The sequence below is a fragment of the Pseudomonas sp. A-RE-19 genome, from assembly GCF_019956555.1.
In the GTDB taxonomy this organism is placed as follows: Bacteria; Pseudomonadota; Gammaproteobacteria; order Pseudomonadales; family Pseudomonadaceae; genus Aquipseudomonas.
In genome coordinates this window covers 17,894-41,819 of the sequence record NZ_JAHBDQ010000032.1, presented here as the reverse complement: position 1 = coordinate 41,819, position 23,926 = coordinate 17,894, and the positions used below count along the sequence as shown (strand labels likewise).

Sequence of the window (23,926 nt, the reverse complement as noted above, 5' to 3'; positions counted from 1 at the left end):
GGCTTGCTCGCGAAAGCGGACTGACAGTCAACAAATGCGTTGAATGTTAAACCGCTTTCGCGAGCAAGCCCGCTCCCACAGTTGATATGGGTGAAGCCAAAGACCTCACCCATATCACACAGGTTTTGTATTTAAACGGCTACTGCGCGTGGCTCGCTGCGACGCAATGCACGCGTCTTGTGCAGCGTATCCGCACAAGTCTTCGCCGCTTCCTGGCCTTTATGCACGAAATGCTCGAAGAAGAACTTCTGATGCTCTTCGCCGGCATGGAAGTGGTGCGGGGTCAAAACCACCGAGAACACCGGCACTTCGGTTTCCAGCTGAACCTGCATCAGGCCACTGATCACCGACTGGGCGACGAACTCATGACGGTAGATGCCGCCGTCGACCACCAGGCCCGCCGCAACGATGCCAGCGTAACGGCCGGATTTGGCCAGCAGCTTGGCGTGCAACGGAATTTCAAAGGCGCCGCCGACTTCAAAGAAATCGATGTCCGATTCCTGATAACCCTGAGCAATCATTTCAGCGACGAAGCCCTTACGGCTCTGATCGACGATTTCCTTGTGCCAGCAGGCCTGGATGAACGCAACGCGCTCGCCCTGATGGTTTTTGCTTTTGCTATCGATTGCGGTGGGTTGCATGTTCTGACTCCTGTTTGTGTGAAAAACAGGGCGTTATGAATCGAATGGGATTTAAGGGTACGCAGGCACAAATACCTGCGGACGGCGCTTTGGTATAGAGCCTCGGCAGCGTCAATCCCGTTCTCTCTTCATCCGGACTATGACCGTCGGCCCCGGGATCACACCGGGTCTGCTGACCTTGCCGCCATCACAGCCATTGCCATGCCTGACACCAAGCGCTCGCGGGCTATGCGCATTGCGCGCAATTACCGCCGGTGGGGAGTTGCACCCCGCCCTGAGAACGTTTTTGCCGCCAGATTGTTTGGCGGCGAAGCGTTTTTAACACATATTTCCGTGGCGTGCATGCCAATACCCGTCAATCAAAATGCAGAACCTGTGGGAGCGGGCTTGCTCGCGAAAGCGGTTTAACATTCAGCGCAAATATTAACTGTCAGTTCGCCTTCGCGAGCAAGCCCGCTCCCACATGGATTGCGCTTTTTCGAAGACGTAAAGCGCCTTTTCCTCGTTCAAGGCTTGATTATTTGCCGGTATGACCGCAGTAATTCCATTCTGAAAGGGATTTTCCCTGCTAACCGAGGCCAGATTCATGAGCGTTATCGATCTTCGCAGCGACACCGTCACCCAACCAACCGCAGGGATGCTCGACGCGATGGCCAACGCGGCCACCGGTGACGACGTTTATGGCGAAGATCCGACGGTCAATCGTCTGGAAGCCGAACTGGCAACTCGACTGGGTTTTGCCGCGGCACTGTTTGTCCCGACGGGCACCATGAGCAATCTGCTGGGTTTGATGGCCCACTGTGAGCGCGGTGACGAATATATCGTCGGTCAGCAAGCCCACACCTATAAATACGAAGGGGGTGGCGCAGCGGTGCTCGGTTCGATCCAGCCACAGCCGCTGGAAGTGCAAGCCGATGGCTCGCTGGACCTGGCGCAGGTCGCCGCCGCCATCAAGCCGGATGACTTTCACTTCGCCTGCACCCGTTTGCTGGCGCTGGAAAACACCATGCAGGGCAAGGTTCTGCCGTTGGAGTACCTGGCCCGGGCTCGCCGTTTTACCCGCGAACATGGCTTGGCGCTGCATCTGGATGGTGCGCGGCTCTATAACGCAGCGGTCAAGCTGGGTGTCGATGCCCGGGAGATCGCTCAGCATTTCGATTCGGTTTCGGTCTGCCTGTCCAAAGGCCTGGGCTCACCGATCGGTTCGGTCCTGTGCGGCTCGGTCGAGTTGATCGCCAAGGCACGACGTCTGCGCAAGATGGTCGGCGGCGGCATGCGCCAGGCCGGGATTCTCGCCGCGGCGGGGCTCTATGCGCTGGACAACAATGTTCAGCGCCTGGCGGATGACCATGCCAATGCGCAGTATCTGGCCGAGGGCCTGCGGGCGGCGGGTTATGAGGTCGAGCCGGTGCAGACCAACATGGTTTACGTGCAAATGGGCGATAAGGCCGAGGCGATCAAGGCCTTTGCCGCGACGCACGGGATCAAGCTCAGCGCTGCCGGTCGTCTGAGAATGGTTACGCACATGGACGTCAGTCGTGCGCAAATCGAGCAAGTCGTCGCTACATTCGTCGACTTTTCCCGCAACTGATCGCGTTAGCGGTCCAATTGACCGTTTCTATCGTATAAACACGCTGTACCCCGCGCGCAGGGCCGATATAATGCGGCCCTTTGCCGTCGCTTCGTCTGTTGACGTTTCGAACAGGCCTTTGGCCGCAGCCTCCGTGGAAGAACCTAATGAAAAGCGCAGAAATCCGTGAAGCCTTCCTTCGCTTCTTCGAAGAGCAAGGCCACACCCGTGTAGCCTCCAGCTCTTTGATTCCGGGCAACGACCCAACCCTGCTGTTCACTAACGCGGGGATGAACCAGTTCAAGGACTGCTTTCTGGGCCAGGAAAAGCGCGCGTACACCCGCGCGGTAAGCAGCCAGAAATGCGTGCGCGCCGGCGGCAAGCACAACGACCTGGAAAACGTCGGTTATACCGCCCGTCACCACACCTTCTTCGAAATGCTGGGTAACTTCAGCTTCGGTGATTATTTCAAGCGTGACGCCATCACCTACGCCTGGAACTTCCTGACCTCCGAGAAGTGGCTGAACCTGCCGAAAGAAAAGCTCTGGGTCACCGTCTACGCCAGCGATGACGAGGCGTACGACATCTGGACCAAAGACATCGGCGTGCCAGCCGAGCGCATGGTTCGCATCGGCGACAACAAAGGCGCGCCGTACGCGTCCGACAACTTCTGGACCATGGGCGATACCGGCCCGTGCGGTCCTTGCACCGAGATTTTCTATGATCATGGCGCCGACATCTGGGGTGGCCCACCGGGCTCGCCGGAAGAAGACGGCGACCGTTACATCGAGATCTGGAACAACGTGTTCATGCAGTTCAACCGCACCGCCGATGGCGTGTTGCACCCGTTGCCAGCGCCGTCGGTGGACACCGGCATGGGCCTGGAGCGGATCAGTGCCGTGCTGCAGCACGTTCACTCGAACTATGAAATCGACCTGTTCCAGAGCCTGCTGAGCGCATCGGCCAAGGCCATCGGTTGCACCAACGACGCCCAGGCATCCCTGAAAGTCGTGGCCGACCACATCCGTTCGTGCGGTTTCCTGATCGCCGATGGCGTGCTGCCGTCCAACGAAGGTCGTGGTTATGTACTGCGCCGGATCATTCGTCGCGCATGCCGTCACGGCAACAAACTGGGTGCCAAGGGCAGCTTCTTCTACCAGATCGTTGCGGCTCTGGTCGCCGAGATGGGCGAAGCGTTCCCTGAGCTGAAATCCCAGCAGGCGCACATCGAACGCGTGCTGAAAGCCGAAGAAGAGCAATTCGCCAAGACCCTTGAGCAGGGCCTGAAGATCCTCGAGCAGGATCTGGCCGAACTCAAAGGCGACGTGGTGCCGGGCGACGTGGTGTTCAAGCTTTACGACACTTACGGCTTCCCGATGGACCTGACCGGCGACATCGCGCGTGAGCGCAGCCTGACCATCGACGAAGAAGGCTTCGAGCGCGAAATGGAAGCCCAGCGCGTCCGTGCCCGCTCCGCCAGCTCTTTCGGCATGGACTACAACAGCCTGGTCAAGGTTGATGTGGCCACCGAATTCACCGGCTATGAAGCGACTAAAGGTTCGGCGAAAGTTGTGGCCCTTTATAAAGAAGGGCAATCGGTCGACGTATTAAGTGAGGGCGAAGAGGGCGTTGTCGTTCTCAATCAGACCCCGTTCTACGCTGAATCGGGCGGTCAGATCGGCGACTGCGGCTTCCTGCAGGCGGGTGCTTCGCGCTTTGACGTGCGCGACACCACCAAGACCGGTGGCGCGTTCCTGCATCACGGTGTGTTGGCATCGGGCAGCCTGATCGTGGGTGCTCCGGTGGAGACTCATGTGGATGCCGAAGTGCGTCACGCGACTTCGCTGAACCATTCGGCTACTCACTTGCTGCACGCGGCATTGCGTCAGGTGCTGGGCGATCACGTTCAGCAGAAAGGCTCGTTGGTCGACAGTCAGCGTCTACGCTTTGACTTCAGCCACTTCGAAGCGATCAAGCCTGAGCAGTTGAAGGCGCTGGAAGACATCGTCAACGCCGAGATTCGCAAGAACTCCGAAGTTGAAACCGAAGAAACCGACATCGAAACCGCCAAGCAAAAAGGCGCCATGGCGCTGTTTGGCGAGAAGTACGGCGACAGTGTTCGCGTGCTGAGCATGGGCGGCGACTTCTCCGTCGAGCTGTGCGGCGGTATTCACGCCAACCGTACCGGCGACATCGGCTTGCTGAAAATCATCAGCGAAGGCGGTGTGGCCTCCGGTGTGCGTCGTATCGAGGCAGTGACCGGTGCAGCAGCGCTGGCCTACTTGAACGCGGCTGAAGAACAACTCAAGGAAGCGGCCAACCTGGTCAAGGGCAGCCGCGATAACCTGATCGACAAGCTGTCGGCTGTGCTGGAGCGCAACCGTCTGCTGGAGAAGCAACTCGAGCAGTTGCAAGCCAAGGCGGCCAGTGCGGCGGGCGACGATCTGTCGGCTTCTGCCCTGGACGTCAAAGGCGTGAAAGTGTTGGCCGTGCGTCTGGACGGCCAGGACGGCAAGGCGCTGCTGGCGCTGGTCGATCAGCTGAAAAACAAACTCGGCCGCGCAGTGATCCTGCTCGGCAGTGTCCATGAGGAAAAGGTCGTTCTGGTTGCAGGCGTGACCAAAGACCTGACTGGCCAACTCAAAGCCGGTGATTTGATGAAACAGGCTGCTGCGGCAGTGGGCGGGAAGGGCGGTGGTCGTCCAGACATGGCGCAGGGCGGTGGTACCGACGCTGGCGCACTGGATGCTGCATTGGCCCTGACTGTTCCATTTGTAGAGCAGGGTTTATAAGGCAGTGTGCCTGGCCCGCGGTCTAGTGGCGGGCCAGAACGCTGTTTGAGTGATTATTGGGCGCCCTTCATGGGCAGAGGCGGCTTTGAAATGGCTTTGATCGTACAGAAATTTGGAGGCACCTCAGTCGGCACTGTCGAGAGAATCGAGCAGGTCGCCGACAAGGTTAAGAAATTCCGCGATGCGGGCGATGACCTGGTGGTTGTGCTGTCTGCAATGAGCGGCGAAACCAACCGTCTGATCGATCTGGCCAAGCAAATCAGTGGTGACGGCCAGCCGGTTCCTCGTGAACTGGATGTGATCGTTTCCACCGGTGAGCAGGTGACGATTGCGCTGTTGGCCATGGCGCTGATCAAGCGCGGCGTGCCAGCGGTGTCGTACACCGGCAATCAGGTGCGGATTCTGACGGATAGCGCGCACAATAAAGCGCGCATCTTGCAGATTGATGACCAGAAGATCCGCGGTGACCTGAAGGCTGGTCGTGTAGTGGTTGTCGCCGGTTTCCAGGGCGTCGACGAGCACGGCAACATCACCACCCTCGGTCGTGGCGGTTCCGACACCACCGGCGTGGCGCTGGCGGCAGCCCTGAAGGCTGACGAGTGCCAGATCTACACCGACGTCGACGGCGTCTACACCACCGATCCGCGTGTGGTGTCCGTGGCTCAGCGCCTGGACAAGATCACCTTTGAAGAGATGCTGGAAATGGCCAGCCTCGGTTCCAAGGTGTTGCAGATCCGTGCGGTCGAGTTCGCCGGCAAGTACAACGTTCCGCTGCGCGTACTGCACAGCTTCAAGGAGGGTCCGGGCACCCTCATTACTATTGATGAAGAGGAAACCATGGAACAGCCGATCATTTCCGGCATCGCTTTCAATCGCGATGAAGCCAAGCTGACCATCCGTGGCGTGCCAGACACCCCAGGCGTGGCGTTCAAGATTCTTGGCCCGATCAGTGCCGCGAACATCGAAGTCGATATGATCGTGCAGAACGTCGCGCACGATAACACCACCGACTTCACCTTCACCGTGCACCGCAATGACTACCAGGCGGCGCATACCGTGCTGGAAAACACCGCTCGCGAGATCGGTGCCCGTGAAGTCGTTGGCGACACCAAGATCGCCAAGGTCTCGATCGTCGGCGTCGGCATGCGCTCCCACGCAGGCGTGGCCAGCCGCATGTTCGAATCCCTGGCCAAGGAAAGCATCAACATCCAGATGATCTCGACCTCGGAAATCAAGGTATCCGTGGTGATCGAAGAGAAGTATCTGGAACTGGCTGTGCGCGCCCTGCACACGGCTTTCGAACTGGACGCGCCAGCCCGACAGGGCGAGTAATGCGTTTCCCGAAGGGCGCGGTTTAACCGCGCCCTTCGTTTTTTTGAATGGTGCGGCCCAAAGCTGTTCTTTTGCCCGCGCTAGTCAATACTCAGGCATGTAGGGCTGCGATCGTTCTGGTTGTAGGTCGAATGCCTTTTTTTTGCAGACTGTTGTCCCTGAAATGAAATGCGTGAGGAGAAAGGTATGCTGATTCTGACTCGTCGGTGCGCAGAAAGCCTGATTATTGGTGATGGCGAAATCACCGTGACCGTGCTCGGCGTTAAAGGAAATCAAGTGCGTATTGGTGTCAACGCCCCGAAAGAGGTTGCTGTGCACCGTGAAGAAATTTACCTGCGTATCAAGAAAGAGAAGGACGAAGAACCAAGCCATTAATTTTTATCGTTTTTTATGTTTGCAAACGGGGAAAAGGTTGGTTAAGATACGCCCCGTGTTGCGGAGAGCTGGCCGAGTGGCCGAAGGCGCTCCCCTGCTAAGGGAGTACACCTCAAAAGGGTGTCGGGGGTTCGAATCCCCCGTTCTCCGCCATTATTTGCGTAGTACGTTGTAATCTGGCTTCTTCGGTAAGTTGTTGAAATTACTAGAAAAAGTGCTTTACAAAAAGATTTAACGGCCTATAATGCGCGGCAACAAATGCACTCGTAGCTCAGCTGGATAGAGTACTCGGCTACGAACCGAGCGGTCACAGGTTCGAATCCTGTCGAGTGCACCATTTAAGAGTTGTTTGCAGTAATGTGAATAACTTGGCTTCAACCAGTTGTGATCTGGTATAAAAACACAAATGCACTCGTAGCTCAGCTGGATAGAGTACTCGGCTACGAACCGAGCGGTCACAGGTTCGAATCCTGTCGAGTGCACCAAACACCAAAAAGCCCGCGTTTAACGCGGGCTTTTTGCCGTCTGCGATTTGGCTTTTCCTTTGGTACAACCTTTCTCATCAAACTCGATGTGAGCACTGCGCCCTCGCTTGTTGTCGTAACGGTAGCTCGTGGCTGAATTGCGAGTGCTGATCTTGTCGGGCTTGCCGAGAGCGCTTTCGACTTCTTGTTGAGTCATGCCGGCGACGACCCGCTGATTGATGATCGCTATGCGGCGTTCCTTCGCGCTGAGCAGATTTCCACATTTGCCCTCGGGCTGACCAACGACGGTTGGCTCTCTCCTTTGTATTTTCGTACCTGATGTTTCGCGGAGCTCGGCTTCTGGCATCAGGGGCGTCACGCTGCCTGGCAGGAACGTGCGTACGTCCTGAACTGAGAGGCTTTCTCCGGCCGTACAGCTCAAGGTCGTGAAGGTGATGCGCCCATTAGGGGCTTCGCACCGGTGAACAGTCGTAGCAAGCGCCCAGGGCGGCAGGCAGAGCAGGGTGGCAAGCAAAAAATAATGAGCATTCGATGGCATTCGGCGTCCTCCTTGACGGTCCTATCAAGGGTAGTCCTTACATTTTTCGGCGACAGTGTGTTTTCTTTTCAGGATGAGTCGTCGCAATTTGATGGATCAGGACGGTGTTCAGGTTTGTCTCGCAAGCGCTTGTTTCAGCCACGATTTTTTAACGTTTAAAACCGTCGGGCGGTGTTATCATTCCCCCCGTCAGCCCCGCCGGGGCTTGTGGGATACCTCCATGGACTTACCCAGTAGTTACTCAGTACCCCGTTTCTACAATCATGAATTGACTGATTGATCCTTCCGGCGTGCCCCGCTGCTGGGAGTGGAGTTCGCCTATGTCCGAAGTTGAAGTAAAGAAAACGCAGGAAAGCCTGCAGGACCGCCTCGCTCAAGTCGTTGAGCTGCTGCAGCGCCAGCGGGTGGTCGAAGACCTGACTCATCGTCAGGAAGGTGCGCATCACGACCTGGTCGAGAACCTGGTTCACCGGCAAAACCTCGTCGAGTTGCAACGCAAGCTCGATGATCTTCACTCCGCCGACGTTGCCTACATCCTTGAAGCCTTGCCACTGGACGATCGTCTGGCGGTCTGGCAATTGGTCAAGGCCGATCGCGACGGCGACATTCTGCTCGAAGTATCCGACTCGGTACGTGAAACCCTGATCGCCGACATGGACGATCATGAGCTTCTGGCCGCAGCCAAGGACATGGACGCCGACGAACTCGCTGACCTGGCTTCCGAGCTGCCGCGAGACGTCGTCCACGAACTGATGGAAACCCTTGATGGCCAACAGCGTGAGCGCGTCCGCTCCGCGTTGTCCTATGACGAGGATCAGGTCGGTGCACTGATGGACTTCGAGATGGTGACCATCCGTGAGGATGTCAGTCTCGAAGTGGTACTGCGTTACCTGCGTCGCCTCAAGGAATTGCCAGGCCACACCGACAAACTGTTCGTGGTCGATTACGACGGCGTGCTCAAGGGCGTGTTGCCGATCAAGCGTCTGCTGGTCAACGACCCGGAAAAGCAGGTGTCGGAAGTCATGGCCAGCGATCCGGTGAGTTTTCACCCGGATGAAGACGCCTACGAGGCTGCCCAGGCGTTCGAGCGTTACGACTTGATCTCGGCGCCAGTGGTCGACAAGAACGGCAAGCTGATCGGCCGTCTGACCATCGATGAAATGGTCGATCTGATTCGTGAAGAGAGCGAAAACGAAGTTCTCAACATGGCGGGTCTGCGCGAAGAAGAAGATATTTTCGCGTCAGTCTGGAAATCCCTGCGCAACCGTTGGGCCTGGCTGGCGGTGAACCTGATCACCGCGTTTGTTGCATCCCGGGTGATCGGTCTGTTCGAAGGCTCCATCGAGAAGTTGGTAGCGCTCGCGGCATTGATGCCGATCGTTGCGGGTATCGGCGGCAACTCGGGTAACCAGACGATTACCATGATCGTTCGGGCGATGGCGCTGGACCAGGTCAGTACCGGCAATACGTCGAGGCTGATGCGCAAGGAGTTGGCCGTCGGCTTGATCAATGGTCTGGTCTGGGGCGGTGTGATTGGTGTGGTGTCCTATCTGCTTTATGGCAGTTGGTCCCTGGGCGTGGTGATGACCGCCGCCATGACGCTTAACCTGTTGCTCGCGGCCTTGATGGGGGTTTTGATCCCGATGACCCTGGCGCGGCTTGGGCGCGACCCGGCGATGGGTGCCAGTGTGATGATCACCGCCATGACCGACAGCGGTGGCTTTTTCATCTTCCTCGGGCTGGCGACGATTTTCCTGCTTTGACGTCCGGCTTTAAAAGAACCCGCCCAATCGGCGGGTTTTTTTTAGCCAGATTTCAGGCAAAAAAAAGCCAGCAATTACGCTGGCTTGAGCTTTCGGGATGAATCAGGAAGCGTCTGCAGCCATTTCGGCGTCATGGGCGATCAGCGAAACCAGAGCGTTTTGCTGGCGGTGGGAGAGTTGGCGGAAGCGTTGCAGCAGTTCGCGTTCGTGCAATGACAGCTCAGGGCTGTCCAGGCGCATGCTCAACTCTTCACCCAGCGCGCCTTCCTGAATAAGGCTTTGCTCAAGACGCGCGATGATTTCGGAGTTCATGCTGCGGTGATGATTGCGAGCCACCTCGGCAATGCGTTCACGCATTCCGTCTGGCAAACGTACGACAAACTTGTCAGCCGTACGGCTGGAATAAATTGCCTGTTTCAATGGGCGCATATATTTAACCGGTTAGTTCAGGGGAGCGGTTCTCGGGATTGGCCGCAGGATGTCAGATAGGACAAGCACTCTGGCCAAATGTTCAACCTGAATTGATAGAGGCGCGCATCATGCCTCAAATTAGCCAGATCATTGGCGTCAATTCTGTGACAAATATTGATCTGGGTAAAGGCTTAATGCCAGCACCTATTATCAGAAATGCGGACTGGTTTGAAAACAATCCTTAAGTCCGTATCGCTGACCGCGTCCTCTTGCCCTACAGGTAATGCTCAAAGACCCCCTGAAGGTGCATGCTATGCGAATTCGATCCTTGTTCCTTACCTGATACAGGATAGTGGCAATTGGCCGATTTACTAGGGCAGACGGGTGGTATGGGGTGATTTCAGGATGGATGGCAGGCTGATTTATTTAATGGGGCCTTCGGGATCCGGTAAGGACAGCCTCATCGAAGCCGCTCGCGAGCCGTTGCGGGCACGCCATTGTGAGGTGGGGCGCCGGGTTATCACGCGCTCGGCCGAATCCGTGGGCGAAGACGCCATCGAGGTTTCCCGCGATGAATTCGTGCGACGCCGGCGCCAAGGAGATTTTGCCCTGTCGTGGCAGGCTCATGGGCTCGATTACGGTATTCCGGCTCGCATAGACCAATGGCTCAACGATGGGCGCGATGTGTTGGTCAACGGTTCGCGCGGCCACCTGGCAGAAGCGCAACAGCGCTATCCCACGCTATTGCCGGTGCTGTTGACGGTCGAGGATGAGGTTTTGCGTGAGCGTCTGCTACGGCGGGGGCGTGAGAGCTCGGCAGACATTGAAGCGAGACTGCACCGCAATGCACTGTTCGCGGCTGACGATTCAAGGGGGGATACGAAAATCCAACGGCTGGATAATTCCGGCGATCTTGCCGTCACGGTTGCCAATCTTTTGAAGCTGCTGAGCGTCAGCGCAATACCGGATCGAACTTGATCTTGCGCCCGACGATCAGCGCCAGCACGAACAGCGCACCGAACACGCCGCAGGCAATGAGGGGCAGGGTGACGACCGTGTCCTGGACCAATGACAGATGAAGGATGCCGCTCAGTAAAGCGAGGATGAAAAATCCTGCGGCTGATTTAGACATACTGTGCTCCTGATGGGTGATTCAAAATACCAAGCGTTCGAAAGACTGCGCGCGTGGTTGAATGTTCTCCTGGCTCACTTCCTGGCTGACAGAACTGCGTGGATCGCTCATGACCCATTGAGGCATTTTTTGCAGCTGCAGGTAATGGGGCGTGCGTTGGGCAGTGGTCGCAGCATCGTTTTCGGGAAAGAAGTGAAAACCCACCAGAATCCCCAGGGCGACAGCATTCGCGACGAAAAGAGCGCTGTTCATGGGCTGATCTCCTTTGTTCTTCAAAAACAATCGAAGCAGCCTGCATGCCAAGAGTTTATCGGCTATTAAATCCTTTAAAAACAATGAATTAAGATATTTTCAAAAAATGCACGCATTGCATTTTGCAATGATGGCGTTTTGCAGTGATGCAATTTGCACGGTAAACAATGTCTTCTTGCTTTTGAGGCGTCTGCCTACACTTAAAAAGCCCACGGACGACATGACAAAAGCGAGCCTGCCCGTTAACATGCACGCCGTCCATCGCTTCGCATTCCTTTGCGGACGACTTGTGTCTCAGTAGCTCAATTGGATAGAGCATCCCCCTCCTAAGGGGAAGGTTGGCAGTTCGAACCTGCCCTGGGACACCATCTAATTCGGGCCTTTCTGGCCATTGTTCTGACTACTACGTTTCTCTGTGACAGCAGCGTGGCAGCAGAAGGAAAAAATAAAGCCCCTTTCAGAATGATCTGGAGGGGGCTTTTTCGTATTCACGGCTCAAGGAAGATGCTGATGGAAAGGCCTGCTGGAATTCTTATTGAGTGCTGCAAAAGCTGCTGTTTCCCCTGCTGCGTTCACCAGCACATCGGCCGCAAGGACGGCGCCAAGAACTCCACCGTTGGGGGCAAGACGCTGTCTTGCGCCTGGCCGTCGCGCGAAAACGAACACCGTGGTTTGAGGGCTTGTGGGGCAATGCCGGCGAGCCAGTCGATCTCTCGCGGGCGCGAGCACATTGTTAATGAACAATCTCGGTTCAAATGTTACCGAGAGAATTGGGTATCGCAGTGGCCCCTCCGGGGTTTGCCCTCTATTCGGATCTGATTTATACAACAAGGCCACATGAGAAATGAAAATATTATTCATCGCTTCGCTAGGGATTTTATCGCTAATTCAAACATCACTATCCTTCGCGGATAATGTCGATGGGAAAAATCTCTATTTACAGAGATGCGTCATGTGCCATGGAATAGATCTCAAAGGAACAGGGCCATTGGCTAATAAAAGCAATCCTCCTACACCTGATCTTACAACATCCGCTTTCAAAAAACGTTTAAATGACTATCCGGGCGTTATTGTGTCATCGATAATACTTCGCCCCAATGGAGACTTGATTCCAAGAACATTGAAAGAGAATGGTGTAAAGCTATCGGCGCATTCTTGGAGTATTAAGGATCTGCGCGATTTAAATCAATACATGAGTGGTGTGATTTCAAAAAATCGATAAGTGCAGAAAATGCCCCGTCACGCAAAGTGGCGGGGCTGGATGCTTAGCTGATGATGTCCAGGCTGAAGGACGAATTGAGTGTAGTGCCCGTGATCGAGTAAGAGGCGGTGGAACTATCGGCGCTACTGTAGATGAAGTTGTCGCCCGAGTCGTGATTTGGCCCGCCCTGAACGTAGGCCCTGGCCCAGCATGAGGCGCCCTCGGGAACATTTTGTTCACGAAGGTCGACCTTCGCAACGCCACCGGCCGTGGTCATCTCAGTTCTATTAGGAGGGCATTCGCCACCGTCCCACTCGACTCTGAAGTTTGAGGCGAACCCTGCTCTGTTATGAAATTCGACGAGATATGGCAAGATATTTTCCTTTTATAAGTTTAGTGTTTTCTTAATCGTCATATCTCGCCTCTTCGAAGACGAAACGACGACAGCATGAGCAATGTTACGGGTGACACGTTCCAGCATTAGCCCGGCGTTTTTAAAATCTATGCATCACGCCAGGTTAGTTCTGAACCCTTTTCCTCATGGTCGCCAAGCAAAGCGCAGAACAGCGTTCAGTATTGATGCCTTGAATCAGAGACGCTGCGATAGCGAAGCCTTCCATGGGGAATTATTTCCTTTGTTAATCGTAAGTAAGAGAGCACGCAGTGACATCTTCACTACCGCTGCTCGATTACGAGGCTAGCCGCCTTTCACGAATATACGTTTTATTATTTAGATTCATTGGCTATAGCTTCGATGGCCAAAAGCCATTTTGTTTTTTTACACCGCGGTAGAGATGTGCTCAGATTTGAGCACACCGTCGATGGCCGATTTCTGGACCAGTTTTCCAAATCAGGCTTGCGTTCGATTTGACCGTCCTAAGGGGACGGTTGGCAGTTCTTTTAATCAAAGGCTGCCCTCTCGGGCAGCTCAAGTCTGGGTGTCAGGCCGTCAGCGTATGGTCCGCATCCCCGAACCAGGTGCGTACCAGATCGGGCCCAGGCGTACCCGTGTGGTCAAGCACCGCCACATCGACGAAATTCTTGCCATTGCTTGCGCCGTCGGGATCCACCTTCACGGTGATGTCGCTGCCGGTCTGCGTGACTTGGACAAAGTCCGACACCTGGCTGGTGCCGCTGACAAAGTTGGCCTTGAGCAGCGCGGAGAGGTCGATTGTGTCTCCTTCGGCGAAGTTGTAGTCGAGGATATGGTCGCCGCCTTCATTCACGTTGAGGTAGGCGAACACGTCGGCTCCCGCGCCACCGCTGAGCGTGTCTTCGCCGCCACGGCCTACGATGATGTCGTTGCCGTCGCCGCCACTGATCGTGTCCGCGAGCATGCTGCCCACCAGAGTGCCGCTGGATTCACCGTGGTAACTGACCTGGGTGCCGGCCTGGCCGCCGTCGGTGACCTGGAAGTCTTCCACCGTGTAGTGCCCCAGCAGGTTAACCTCGGCTCGATGCGCACCGTCGTCCACTGTCAGCAGGCCACCAGCGCCAGAGGCGTTGGCGTTGTAGCTGAGTTGGGTGTTGGCGCCGAAAGCGAGATCGCCGAACATCAACAAGTCATTGCTTTCCAGGCCGAGAATGCCGACCAGCGAGCCCGCCGCTTCGGCGTGTGCGATCACCAGCGTGCCCGCACCTTCGCCGTGGAAGGCGACGTCCCCGTGTGCTGCACCGGAAAAGGTCAGTGTCGCGTCGCCGTCGATGGTGGCGCTGCCGTTGCCGGTCACGTCGGCCAGCAGGCGCAGGTCACCACCATTGGCCCACAGGTGACCGGAGTTGTCGACCGCACTGGCCACCGTCATGCCGCCTGCGCCCGTAGACTCCAGCACCCCGCTGTTGACTATTGCGTGGGTGCCGGTGTCGAGCACCAGGCTGTTCACCCCGCTGGCCAGGATCAGCCCCGCATTGACCAACATCATCTCCCCGGCGCCCAATTGGCCGGCGCCGGAAATGCGGTTGTCGACATTGGTCAGCAGGGTGTCGGCGCTGCCGCCGAAAATCACGTTTTGCGCGCTGTCGGATAGCAGTACCTGGCCGCCACCGGTCAAGGTTGCGCCACGGAACAGAATCTCAAGATTGGTCTGGCTGCCGCTGGAGCCGAGCTCGATGGTGCCGCTGTTATGGATGCTGCCACCGAACGGCATGATCGCACCGTCGGCAATGGTGAGAATGCCGGCGTTGGTCGTGACCGGGTCCACATCGAACTGGAAGTTCGCTTCGCTCAAGTCAGACGCATCCACTCCTCTCAGGGTAACCGTCTGCCCATTGCCGATGCTGACCAGTGCATTGCCGTTGGCGTCGTTAGCGATACTCAAATCAGCAAAACCGGTGATGCCTGTGAAGCCGATCAAGTCGATCTTGTCCGCCGTGGCATCGAAATTGAAAACCTGGTTGTTGCCGATCGGCTGGGCGAAGACGAACGTGTCGGCACCGGACGAGCCGGTCAGGTTGTCGTCAGCGGACAAGGCGAAGATCGGTGCGCCCGGGGCGTAGACTTCGACGTTGTTGAACACGTAGGCACTTGCGGTGCTGCCGTCGCTGTTGCTCCAGTTCATGTTGATATCAAGCACCAACGCTCCCGCGAAGTTGCTTGGGGCTGTCACCGTCAATGCGCCGGGATCGTTGGTCTGCACGGTCCAGGTGCCGTCGCCGTTGTCGGTTCCTGCATTGAATACCCATCCCGAGGGAACACCGCTGATTGACACCGTTATCGGGCCGCTGATATCGGTCGATGGAGTCGTGAGGGCTAGATTGATGGGCTCGCCGGCAACGCCTGCCGGAAGGTTTGCACTGCTCCCGGCAGCACCCGCATTACCCGCCAGGTCGGTGTAGCTGTTCGCGGCAACGTCGACTTTTATACTACCGCCCAGCGTTCTGGTCAGCGTCGCCGTGTAGGTATCGCCGTCAACCTGGGTAAAGTTACTGAAGGTTCCGCGAGGTGCTCCGCTCGTTGTCGTCGTCGCGACGTCAGACAGGTTGAAACCGCTCACTGTCTCACTGAACTGGAATGTGACTGTCGACACTGAGCCGATCGAGCTCCCTAAGGCCGTCCCCGTCACTGTTACCGTCGGTGCCACGGTATCAACTGGAGTCTCGACTACGTTCTGCACGTTTACCGTAATGGTCTGTGTGTCGAGGCCGCCATTGCCGTCGGCCACCTGAACGTCCACAACATAGGCGTTGTCGCCGTCGGTCCCACCGACATCCTGGGGATTTTCGTAATCCGGTGCCGAATTGAACGTCAGCACCCCGCTCGAACTGATCGTGAATTTGCTGAAGTCCGTCCCGGCTGTATTCAGGATCGAGTAGCTCAATGTTTGCGCCGGCAGATCAGCATCGGTCGCCGTCACTGTCGTGACCGCCGTGGTGTTCTCCGCCACGTTGACCGAAGCCGTCGCACCGCCTCCGTTGGAGGTGATAATCGGGGTGTTGTCGTTGACTCCCGTCACGGTTACCGCGATCGCCTGGTCGTCAAACAGCGTGCCGTCTGACGCTCGCACAATCACGTCATACACGTTGTTCGTTCCCGAATCAGTTGGTGCTTCAAAGTTGGGGGCAGAGATAAAGTTCAGCGCGCCCGTGCCTGAAACGATCGAGAACTTCGCGGCATCCGCTCCGCCGACGATGCTGTAGCTCAGCGTTTGTGCCGGAAGATCAGCATCGGTTGCCGACACCGTAGTGATCGCGGTGGTGTTCTCCGCCACGTTGATCGAAGCCGTCGCGCCAGCACCGTTGGAGGTGATAATCGGGGTGTTGTCGTTGACTCCCGTCACGGTTACCGCGATCGCCTGGTCGTCAAACAGCGTGCCGTCCGACGCTCGCACAATCACGTCATACACGTTGTTCGTTCCCGAATCAGTCGGTGCTTCAAAGTTGGGGGCAGAGACAAAACTCAGCGCGCCCGTGCCGGATACGATCGAGAACTTCGCGGCATCCGCTCCGCCGACGATGCTGTAGGTCAGCGTTTGCGCCGGCAAGTCAACATCAGTCGCTACCACTGTCGTGATCGCCGTGGTGTTCTCCGCCACGCTGACCGAAGCCGTCGCACCACCGCCATCGGAGGTGATCGTTGGCGAGTCGTTGCTGCCGTTGATATGAACGGTGACCGAGGTGAGGGTGCCGTCGGCACTGCTCACCGCGAAGGTGTCGGTGTAGGTGGTGCCGGCGGCGAACTCGTTGTGGGCGGAGTTGGCGACATAGGTCCAGGCACCGCCGGTGCCGATGGAGAACTGGCCGTAGCTGCCGGCGGTGTTGGTCTGGGTGACGAAGGTTGCGGCGCTGTCGACGTCGCTGATGGTCAGGGTACCGGTGGTGGAGATGTCGGCGGCGGCATTGGTCTCGGTCAGGTTGACGATGTCGGCGGACAGCACGGCGGCATCGTTGGTGCCGAGGATATGCGCGGTGACCGAAGTGAGGGTGCCGTCGGCACTGCTCACGGCGAAGGTGTCAGTGTAGGTGGTGCCGGCGGCGAACTCGTTGTGGGCGGAGTCGGCGACGTAGGTCCAGGCACCGCCTGCGCCGATGGAGAACTGGCCGTAGCTGCCGGCGGTGTTGGTCTGCGTGACGAAGGTTGCGGCGCTGTCGATGTCGCTGATGGTCAGCGTACCGTTGGTGGTCAGTGCGGCATTGGTCTCGGTGAGGTTGGCGATGTCGGCGGACAGCACCGCGGCATCGTTGGTGCCGTTGATATGGATGGTGACCGAAGTGAGGGTGCCGTCGGCACTGCTCACCGCGAAGGTGTCGGTGTAGGTGGTGCTGGCGGCGAACTCGTTGTGCGCGCTATCGGCGACATAGCTCCAGGCACCATTGGTGCCGATGGAGAACTGGCCGTAGCTGCCGGCGGTGTTGGTCTGGGTGACGAAGGTTGCGGCGCTGTCGACGTCGCTGATGGTGAGGGTGCCGGTGGTGGAGATGTCGACGGCGGCATTGGTTTCGGTGAGGTTGGCGATGTCGGCGGACAATACGGCGGCATCGTTGGTCCCGGCGATATGGACGGTGACCGAAGTGAGGGTACCGTCGGCACTGCTCACGGCGAAGGTGTCGGTGTAGGTGGTGCCAGCGGCGAACTCGTTGTGGGCATTATCGGCGACATAGGTCCAGGCACCGCCTGCGCCGATGGAGAACTGGCCGTAGCTGCCGGCGGTGTTGGTCTGCGTGACGAAGGTTGCGGCGCTGTCGATGTCGCTGATGGTCAGCGTACCGTTGGTGGTCAGTGCGGCATTGGTCTCGGTGAGGTTGGCGATGTCGGCGGACAGCACCGCGGCATCGTTGGTGCCGTTGATATGGATGGTGACCGAAGTGAGGGTGCCGTCGGCACTGCTCACGGCGAAGGTGTCAGTGTAGGTGGTGCCGGCGGCGAACTCGTTGTGGGCGGAGTCGGCGACGTAGGTCCAGGCCCCGTTAGTGCCGATGGAGAACTGGCCGTAGCTGCCGGCGGTGTTGGATTGCGTCTGGAAGCTTTCCGGGCTGTCGATATCACTGACGGTCAGGCTGCCACCCGTAGTCAGCGGAGCATTGGTTTCGGTCAGAGTGATATTCGCCGAGGACAGCACGGCGGCGTCGTTGCTGCCGCTGACGGTAACGGTCACCAGTTGAGTATCGACACCGCCGAGGCCATCGCTGACCCGCACGCTGAACACTTCATCATGATTCTCGCCAACCTTCAGCGATTGCACCGCGCTGGCGACGCCATCGGTGCCGTTGGCCAGGGTGTACGTCCACTGGCCGGTGCTGTCCACGGCGATCGAGCCGTAGGTGCCGGTTGCCGAGCCATTGATGGACCAGGTGGCGGTGGCCGCGTGATCGATGTCGGTCGAACTGAACTGGCCGCTGACGCTGAGGGCGGTGTCTTCCTGCACGGCGCCCACATCATTACCCGACGCGAAACTGAGTACCGGCGCATCGTTGCTGCCGCTGACGGTAACGGTCACCAGTTGAGTATCGACACCGCCGAGGCCATCGCTGACCCGCACGCTGAACACTTCATCATGACTCTCGCCGGCCTTCAGCGATTGCACCGCGCTGGCGACGCCATCGGTGCCGTTGGCCAGGGTATACGTCCACTGGCCGGTGCTGTCCACGGCGATCGAGCCGTAGGTGCCGGTTGCCGAGCCATTGATGGACCAGGTGGCGGTGGCCGCATGGTCGATGTCGGCCGAGCTGAACTGGCCGCTGACGCTGAGCGTGGTGTCTTCCTGCACGGCGCCGGCATCATTGCCTGACGCGAAACTGAGCACCGGCGCATCGTTGCTGCCGGTGACGGTAACGGTCACCAGTTGAGTATCGACCCCGCCGAGACCATCGCTGACCTGCACGCTGAACACTTCATCATGACTCTCGCCAACCTTCAGCGATTGCACCGCGCTGGCGACGCCATCGGTGCCGTTGGCCAGGGTATACGTCCACTGGCCGGTGCTGTCCACGGCGATCGAGCCGTAGGTGCCGGTTGCCGAGCCATTGATGGACCAGGTGGCGGTGGCCGCGTGATCGATATCGGCCGAGCTGAACTGGCCACTGACGCTGAGCGTGCTGTCTTCCTGCACCGCGCCGGCATCATTACCTGACGCGAAACTGAGCACCGGCGCATCGTTGCTGCCGGTAATGGTGATGGTGACGGTCTGCGTTAACGAAGCTGCGTTAGCTGCACCGCTGTCGTCGGTGGCAACCACTGTGTACGAGAAGGTGATGGTTTCACCTGCGCCGAGGAAGTCGAGATTCTGGCTGCTGCTGTAGTCCCAGCTGTTTTGATCGACCGAAAAACCGGCGACCAGTGCCGAAGCCACGCCCGCATTGAGTGTGCCGCCGCTCCAGGCGATGTCGTTGTTGGCGGTGTGCGATACGGTCACCGTGTCGGTGTGGTCCGGATCGGCAAAGCTCAGGGCGCCGCTGTCGCTCAGTGTGGCGGTGCCATTACCTTCGTTCATCGCCCCGGCGGTATCGGCAATCGTCAGCGTCGGCCGGTCGTTGGTGCCGGTGAGGGTGATGGTCACGGTCTGCACCGCGCCGTCGCCGATCGCCACGTTATAGGTCTGGGTGATGGTCTCGCCTTCGCCCAGGAACTGCAGGGCAGCGTTGTCTACCGCGAAGTGCCAGCCCAGGGAACCGCTGCCCGTGCCGGTGCTGTCGTTCAGTGGATCTGTAGTGAAGCTGCCCAGATAACCGGAAGCGCCCGGCGTCACGCTGACACTGTGGGTGTCGATCAGGTCGGCGTCGGTGAAGGTGATGTTGCCGTTGGCTGCGTAATCGCCACTGTCTTCCTTGGCATCGCCGGCCTGTGCACCGCTGGTGATATGCACCTGGTCGTTGGTGCCGGTGATGGTGATGGTCACATTCTGCGTTGTCGACGAACCATGCCCATCACTGACGGTGACCACATAGGTTTCGGTAGCCGTCTGGCCCTGGGCCAGATACTGGGCTGCCGCATTATTCACGGTGTAAGTCCAGTTAACGGTGCCGTTGGCCGCATTAGCCGCTTCAATCACAGAGGCAAGGGCGAAGTTGCCCAGCGTTGTGGCGTTGCCTCCCGAAGCCACGAATGAGGCGGTATGCGTGTCGCTCAGATCGACATCGCTAAATGCAATCGTGCCAGTCGCACTCAGGGAGTCGGTCGGGCTTGGTGTCGTGGGCGCATCTTCGGTTACTGTGCCAGCCTGAGTACCGACGCTCATCATCACGCTGTCATTCGCACCTGCAAATTGCACCTGTGCAGTGGCCCAGCTGAGCGTGCCGTTGCCCAGACGAATCGCATAAGTGAAGCTGTCCGTCAGGGACGCTCCGCCAGCAAGCGACTGAAGCTGCGCCTTGAAAGCAGTCGACAATGTAGCGGCGTCGTAGCCGACCTTGCCATCCGAGGTAATCCAGATCTTTGCCCCGTTGAAACTGGTATCCGTACTCGTCGCCTCAATTCTGCCCGTGTCCTGGACCAGGAGGTCGGCCGGCGCATAAACCTTGGTGGCAGTAGAAAGACTGGTCGCGTCATCGAGTGACCAAAGTGTCTTTGCGCTGCCGCCGAGGTCATTGGACATGACGTCCAGGTACACGACCCCCAGCAGGTCTTCAGTGATGGCCGCGGTGCCCGTGCCAATAACACCGGTAGTGAAAATGTCGTCAGTCGCCTGCGGAGTGTTGGAAAGCGAAGTAACGGTGCCGCCGCTGGTCGTTGTGGTGGTAGCCATGTCTTTCTCCCGAAAATGCCATTTTTTTATTTTTAGAATCGACTGACTGGACGATGTCCCGTTCTTGCACCGCTCAAGTTGTTCAAGAGTGGTGCGAGGCGGGCGCCGGACATCGTCGGCCTGACGAACCAGGCGCTGTCGCCAGAGACACGCGGGTATTGCGGGGGTGGAAAAGTTCGCCGCGCTTGAGGAGCGGATCGCAGGACAGGTCGGGCGAATGTGAGCCCGAGGCTGGGGCTGCGCTGCACATGGCACGCAATAGACTGAGAGCACCCATGTGGCAGGGACTCCTGAAATAATGGCTGGATGAGGCCGTGTTTTGAGGTAGCACTGACTCAGGGATACGGCCTTTCCTGATATCAGTTTGATGTGTGTTTAGTTGTGGGGTCGGGCTTTGTAAAGGTGTTAACCGCAGCTAACAGTGCGACGTGCCAATATTCCGACGGGCGGGTATTTAGGTGTCAATATAATGTCGATTTGTTTTTGGCGAAGGGGCCTGGGGCACTCAATACTGGTGCGCCTAAAATGAGCTGAAACCCTTATGTGGCAAGGGCTGGCTGCGTAATTCCAGTGCTGGGACACCCTCAAATTGCAACGTCAGCGGTTAAAAAAGCCCCGACAGTGCATTCCTCTGGCAGGTTTTTTCATGCTCGAACCACCTGACGACTTACGTGAAAAGTCTGTCATGACAACGAAATACGCGATTGCACACCCGCCGCTTCAAGGGATTGCTACTACTGGCCGATAACCCGATCGGTCGTTGTGAATTTCGTCTCTGGCGGCCGGCAAACCTCATGACGAGATTGTGCGAAATTGCTTGATAGCCGATGGCCTCCCGCTATCATCTGCGCGCCTGAAAGGCCGCCAAGCTAAACTCGCAGTCGTTGCCTTTGGGTTGTTCTTCTTAAATTGCCTGGAAATCTTCGATGCTGTCGTATCACCAAAAGAGTTTTCTGATCGTCGATGATTTCTCGGATTTCCGCAGTTCCGTCAGGTCCATGCTGCGGGAGCTGGGCGTCAAGGACGTCGACACCGCCGATACCGGCGAGCAGGCGCTGCGCATGTGCTCGCAGAAGTCCTATGACTTCATCCTGCAGGATTTCCACTTGGGCGATGGCAAGAAGAACGGTCAGCAGGTGCTTGAAGACCTGATGATCGAGAAACTGATCAGCCATGAAAGCGTGTTTGTCATGGTCACCGCCGAAACCAGCCAGGCCATGGTGCTCAGTGCACTGGAACATGAGCCTGATGCTTACCTGACCAAACCGTTCAACCGTTCCGGTCTGGCCCAGCGCCTGGAACGACTGGAGCAGCGCAAGACGTTGCTCAAACCGATCCTGAAAGCCCTTGACCGGGGCAAACCGGTTGAAGTGCTCAATGCCTGCATCGCCCTGTGCAAACAGGACATCCGTTATTCGCCGCTGTGCCTGCGTTACCGCGCCGATGCGTTGCGCGACTTGAACCAGAACGAAGCGCTGGAGCGTCTCTACGACAGCATCATTGCTGATCGGCCATTGCCTTGGGCGTTTGCCGGGTTGGGCCAGTTGTTGTTCAAGCGCGGCCAGGTCAGCCAGGCCAAAGGCGTTTACGAAAAAGCCTTGAAAGTCTTCCCGATGATGCCGGCTCTCTACGACGGCATGGCCGATGTGCTGGTCGCCGAAGGCGATACCAAGGCGGCGCAGAAAGTCTTGGAAGAGGCCATTCGCCTGTCGCCGCTGGCGGTACGTCGCCAAGCGTTGCTGGGCAAGCTGGCGATGGCCAACGAGGATTTCGACACCGCCTCCAAAGCCTATCGCCAGGCCGTGGCCCAAGGGGCGCAATCGCGTTTCAAGGATGCGGAAAGCAACCTCGGCCTGGCCCATGCCTTGATCAGCAAAGGCAGCGAGAAGGGTCTGGACACCCGGACCCGTCTTGAAATCAACACCACACTGAGCGCGGTGGCGAAGGAGAACCCTTCCGATCCAGGCCTGCAAATTCGTGCGCGACTGATGAAGGCTACCAGCCTGCTGCTCAACGATGCCGAAACCGCCGAGAAGCTCACCGAGCAAGCGATGATGCGCCTCGATGGCATGGAGCAGTTCATGAGTGCCGAAGCGGCGCTGCTGGTGGCCAAGCAGCTGCAAATGCTCGGGCAGGCGAGTGCCGGCGCGTCGATGCTGAAAAACTGCGCGGAAATCTACGGCGATGATCCGACCGTGATGAAAGGCATCGCCAAGCTGACCGACGACCCGACCATCCTCAACTCCGGCAATGCCGCCGCCGATCTCAACCGCCAGGGCGTGCGGGTGTACAAGACCGGCAATCTGGTGGAGGCCCGGGATGTGTTCCGCAAAGCCCTGGCGCTGCAACCGAAGAACATCAGTATTGCCCTGAACATGGCTCAGTCGCTGCTGCATGGCACCGACACCAGCGTGCCGTCGGCCGAACTGGAAGAATGTCGCGCCTGCCTGAAAACGGTCGGCCTGATGCCTGATACCGACGCGCGTTATTCGCGCTACCAGAAACTGAAAATCAAGGCGTTCGGCGAATGATCGACAGCGAACCGTCACTCGACTTTTCCACGGTGATTGCCTCCACCGTGCACGACATGAAAAATTCTCTGGCCATGCTGATGCAGGCGCACAGTCGATGGCTGGCGCGCTTGCCCGATCCTGAGCAGCACACCCCGGAGCAGAGCGTGATCGACTTCGAGTTTGCCCACCTCAATGGCATGCTGGTGCAGTTGCTGGGGTTGTACAAACTCGGCGTCAACCAGATGCCGCTGCAGCCGGCCTACCATGAGCTGGATGACTTCATTGAGGCGCAACTGGCTTCTCATCAGGAAGTGTTCGCCAGCCGCGGCATTATCGCGACCTATGAAGTGGACCCGTTGAGCCCGCTGGGTTTCTTCGATCGGGAGCTGATTGCCTCAGTGCTCGCCAATTGCATCAACAACGCCATTCGCTACGCTCGCCATGCCCTGTTGATCAGCGTCAGCGATGAAGCCGGGCAACTGGTGCTGACCATCAACGATGATGGCGAGGGCTATCCCGCCGAAATGATCGAGCGTCAGGCCGATTACGTGCAAGGCATCAATCACAGCAGCGGCAGCACCGGTCTGGGCTTGTACTTTGCCGGACGGATTGCCGCCCTTCACCAGCGCAATGGCGTGGGTGGACGCACCGAAATCAGCAACGGCGGCCCCTTGGGCGGCGGCGTGTTCAGCCTCTATCTCCCCTGAATACCCCCCCCCCGTAGGAGCTGCCGAAGGCTGCGAT

Annotated in this window: 15 protein-coding genes, 4 tRNA genes and 1 riboswitch; of the genes, 13 read left to right on the top strand and 6 right to left on the bottom strand. The window is 57.9% G+C overall.

What is annotated here, in order from left to right; genetic code table 11:
• Nucleotides 1-131: 131 nt before the first annotated feature.
• Nucleotides 132-641 (bottom strand): 6,7-dimethyl-8-ribityllumazine synthase, encoded by a 510-nt coding sequence (locus tag KGB14_RS19525; RefSeq protein ID WP_019582888.1) that lies wholly within the window; start codon nucleotides 639-641, stop codon nucleotides 132-134.
• A gap of 115 nt (nucleotides 642-756) precedes the next feature.
• Nucleotides 757-927, bottom strand: a riboswitch (FMN riboswitch).
• Nucleotides 928-1,227: 300 nt separating this feature from the next.
• Here KGB14_RS19525 and ltaE point away from each other — a divergent pair.
• The 7 genes from ltaE (at nucleotide 1,228) to KGB14_RS19490 (ending at nucleotide 7,195) form a co-directional block, all read left to right on the top strand.
• The gene (gene ltaE, locus KGB14_RS19520) at nucleotides 1,228-2,232 is read left to right on the top strand and encodes a low-specificity L-threonine aldolase (RefSeq protein ID WP_223488352.1); all 1,005 of its coding nucleotides are present in this window, start codon (nucleotides 1,228-1,230) and stop codon (nucleotides 2,230-2,232) included.
• A gap of 146 nt (nucleotides 2,233-2,378) precedes the next feature.
• On the top strand, nucleotides 2,379-5,003 hold the full coding sequence (alaS, locus tag KGB14_RS19515) for an alanine--tRNA ligase (protein ID WP_223488351.1): 2,625 nt from the start codon (nucleotides 2,379-2,381) through the stop codon (nucleotides 5,001-5,003).
• 90 nt (nucleotides 5,004-5,093) lie between these two features.
• On the top strand, nucleotides 5,094-6,335 hold the full coding sequence (locus KGB14_RS19510; protein WP_223488350.1) for an aspartate kinase: 1,242 nt from the start codon (nucleotides 5,094-5,096) through the stop codon (nucleotides 6,333-6,335).
• A 186-nt stretch (nucleotides 6,336-6,521) separates the two neighbouring features.
• Nucleotides 6,522-6,710: a carbon storage regulator CsrA gene (gene csrA / locus KGB14_RS19505; protein WP_002554426.1), complete on the top strand. Its 189-nt coding sequence runs from the start codon at nucleotides 6,522-6,524 to the stop codon at nucleotides 6,708-6,710.
• A gap of 62 nt (nucleotides 6,711-6,772) precedes the next feature.
• A tRNA-Ser gene (locus KGB14_RS19500) sits at nucleotides 6,773-6,863 on the top strand.
• 107 nt (nucleotides 6,864-6,970) lie between these two features.
• A tRNA-Arg gene (locus tag KGB14_RS19495) sits at nucleotides 6,971-7,047 on the top strand.
• 71 nt (nucleotides 7,048-7,118) lie between these two features.
• Nucleotides 7,119-7,195, top strand: a tRNA-Arg gene (locus KGB14_RS19490).
• A gap of 19 nt (nucleotides 7,196-7,214) precedes the next feature.
• Here the strand turns inward: KGB14_RS19490 and KGB14_RS19485 are convergent.
• On the bottom strand, nucleotides 7,215-7,733 hold the full coding sequence (locus tag KGB14_RS19485) for a cell envelope protein SmpA (RefSeq protein ID WP_223488349.1): 519 nt from the start codon (nucleotides 7,731-7,733) through the stop codon (nucleotides 7,215-7,217).
• Between the two features lie 320 nt (nucleotides 7,734-8,053).
• Here KGB14_RS19485 and mgtE point away from each other — a divergent pair, with 320 nt between their 5' ends.
• On the top strand, nucleotides 8,054-9,496 hold the full coding sequence (gene mgtE, locus KGB14_RS19480) for a magnesium transporter (protein WP_223488348.1): 1,443 nt from the start codon (nucleotides 8,054-8,056) through the stop codon (nucleotides 9,494-9,496).
• A gap of 102 nt (nucleotides 9,497-9,598) precedes the next feature.
• Here mgtE and KGB14_RS19475 read toward each other — a convergent pair whose 3' ends face one another.
• Nucleotides 9,599-9,925 carry an Arc family DNA-binding protein gene (locus KGB14_RS19475; RefSeq protein WP_003178899.1) on the bottom strand — a complete coding sequence of 109 codons (327 nt, stop codon included), beginning with the start codon at nucleotides 9,923-9,925 and terminating at the stop codon, nucleotides 9,599-9,601.
• A gap of 387 nt (nucleotides 9,926-10,312) precedes the next feature.
• Between KGB14_RS19475 and phnN the strand changes: the two genes are divergently transcribed.
• Entirely contained in the window at nucleotides 10,313-10,885 is a 573-nt protein-coding gene (gene phnN / locus KGB14_RS19470) for a phosphonate metabolism protein/1,5-bisphosphokinase (PRPP-forming) PhnN (protein ID WP_223488347.1), read from the top strand.
• Here the strand turns inward: phnN and KGB14_RS19465 are convergent.
• A complete protein-coding gene (locus tag KGB14_RS19465) occupies nucleotides 10,860-11,039 on the bottom strand; it encodes a PA3371 family protein (RefSeq protein WP_223488346.1) in 180 nt (59 codons plus the stop codon). The two genes, phnN and KGB14_RS19465, sit on opposite strands and share 26 nt — an antisense overlap.
• Before the next feature lie 21 nt (nucleotides 11,040-11,060).
• Nucleotides 11,061-11,291, bottom strand: coding sequence for a hypothetical protein (locus tag KGB14_RS19460; protein ID WP_223488345.1), 231 nt, complete (start codon nucleotides 11,289-11,291; stop codon nucleotides 11,061-11,063).
• Nucleotides 11,292-11,582: 291 nt separating this feature from the next.
• On the opposite strand from KGB14_RS19460, the gene KGB14_RS19455 reads away from it, so the two are divergent.
• Nucleotides 11,583-11,659, top strand: a tRNA-Arg gene (locus KGB14_RS19455).
• Nucleotides 11,660-12,135: 476 nt separating this feature from the next.
• Nucleotides 12,136-12,513, top strand: coding sequence for a c-type cytochrome (locus KGB14_RS19450; protein WP_223488344.1), 378 nt, complete (start codon nucleotides 12,136-12,138; stop codon nucleotides 12,511-12,513).
• A gap of 920 nt (nucleotides 12,514-13,433) precedes the next feature.
• On the opposite strand, the gene KGB14_RS19445 is transcribed toward KGB14_RS19450, so the two are convergent.
• The gene (locus tag KGB14_RS19445) at nucleotides 13,434-20,669 is read right to left on the bottom strand and encodes a VCBS domain-containing protein (RefSeq protein ID WP_223488343.1); all 7,236 of its coding nucleotides are present in this window, start codon (nucleotides 20,667-20,669) and stop codon (nucleotides 13,434-13,436) included.
• 926 nt (nucleotides 20,670-21,595) lie between these two features.
• Here KGB14_RS19445 and KGB14_RS19440 point away from each other — a divergent pair.
• Together KGB14_RS19440 and KGB14_RS19435 are read left to right on the top strand one after the other, a co-directional pair.
• Nucleotides 21,596-23,200, top strand: a complete 1,605-nt coding sequence (locus tag KGB14_RS19440) for a tetratricopeptide repeat-containing response regulator (RefSeq protein ID WP_223488342.1) — start codon at nucleotides 21,596-21,598, stop codon at nucleotides 23,198-23,200.
• Nucleotides 23,197-23,889, top strand: coding sequence for a sensor histidine kinase (locus tag KGB14_RS19435; RefSeq protein ID WP_223488341.1), 693 nt, complete (start codon nucleotides 23,197-23,199; stop codon nucleotides 23,887-23,889). The genes KGB14_RS19440 and KGB14_RS19435 overlap by 4 nt, the downstream gene beginning before the upstream one ends.
• Nucleotides 23,890-23,926: the final 37 nt, after the last annotated feature.

What these genes read in the sequence shown, in the direction of transcription:
- phnN (WP_223488347.1), top strand. Translation starts at nt 10,313, where the DNA reads ATGGATGGCAGGCTGATTTATTTAATGGGGCCTTCGGGATCCGGTAAG.
- KGB14_RS19475 (WP_003178899.1), bottom strand. Translation starts at nt 9,925, where the DNA reads ATGCGCCCATTGAAACAGGCAATTTATTCCAGCCGTACGGCTGACAAG.
- KGB14_RS19445 (WP_223488343.1), bottom strand. Translation starts at nt 20,669, where the DNA reads ATGGCTACCACCACAACGACCAGCGGCGGCACCGTTACTTCGCTTTCC.
- ltaE (WP_223488352.1), top strand. Translation starts at nt 1,228, where the DNA reads ATGAGCGTTATCGATCTTCGCAGCGACACCGTCACCCAACCAACCGCA.
- alaS (WP_223488351.1), top strand. Translation starts at nt 2,379, where the DNA reads ATGAAAAGCGCAGAAATCCGTGAAGCCTTCCTTCGCTTCTTCGAAGAG.
- KGB14_RS19525 (WP_019582888.1), bottom strand. Translation starts at nt 641, where the DNA reads ATGCAACCCACCGCAATCGATAGCAAAAGCAAAAACCATCAGGGCGAG.
- KGB14_RS19440 (WP_223488342.1), top strand. Translation starts at nt 21,596, where the DNA reads ATGCTGTCGTATCACCAAAAGAGTTTTCTGATCGTCGATGATTTCTCG.
- KGB14_RS19485 (WP_223488349.1), bottom strand. Translation starts at nt 7,733, where the DNA reads ATGCCATCGAATGCTCATTATTTTTTGCTTGCCACCCTGCTCTGCCTG.
- KGB14_RS19460 (WP_223488345.1), bottom strand. Translation starts at nt 11,291, where the DNA reads ATGAACAGCGCTCTTTTCGTCGCGAATGCTGTCGCCCTGGGGATTCTG.
- mgtE (WP_223488348.1), top strand. Translation starts at nt 8,054, where the DNA reads ATGTCCGAAGTTGAAGTAAAGAAAACGCAGGAAAGCCTGCAGGACCGC.
- KGB14_RS19450 (WP_223488344.1), top strand. Translation starts at nt 12,136, where the DNA reads ATGAAAATATTATTCATCGCTTCGCTAGGGATTTTATCGCTAATTCAA.
- KGB14_RS19510 (WP_223488350.1), top strand. Translation starts at nt 5,094, where the DNA reads ATGGCTTTGATCGTACAGAAATTTGGAGGCACCTCAGTCGGCACTGTC.
- KGB14_RS19465 (WP_223488346.1), bottom strand. Translation starts at nt 11,039, where the DNA reads ATGTCTAAATCAGCCGCAGGATTTTTCATCCTCGCTTTACTGAGCGGC.
- KGB14_RS19435 (WP_223488341.1), top strand. Translation starts at nt 23,197, where the DNA reads ATGATCGACAGCGAACCGTCACTCGACTTTTCCACGGTGATTGCCTCC.
- csrA (WP_002554426.1), top strand. Translation starts at nt 6,522, where the DNA reads ATGCTGATTCTGACTCGTCGGTGCGCAGAAAGCCTGATTATTGGTGAT.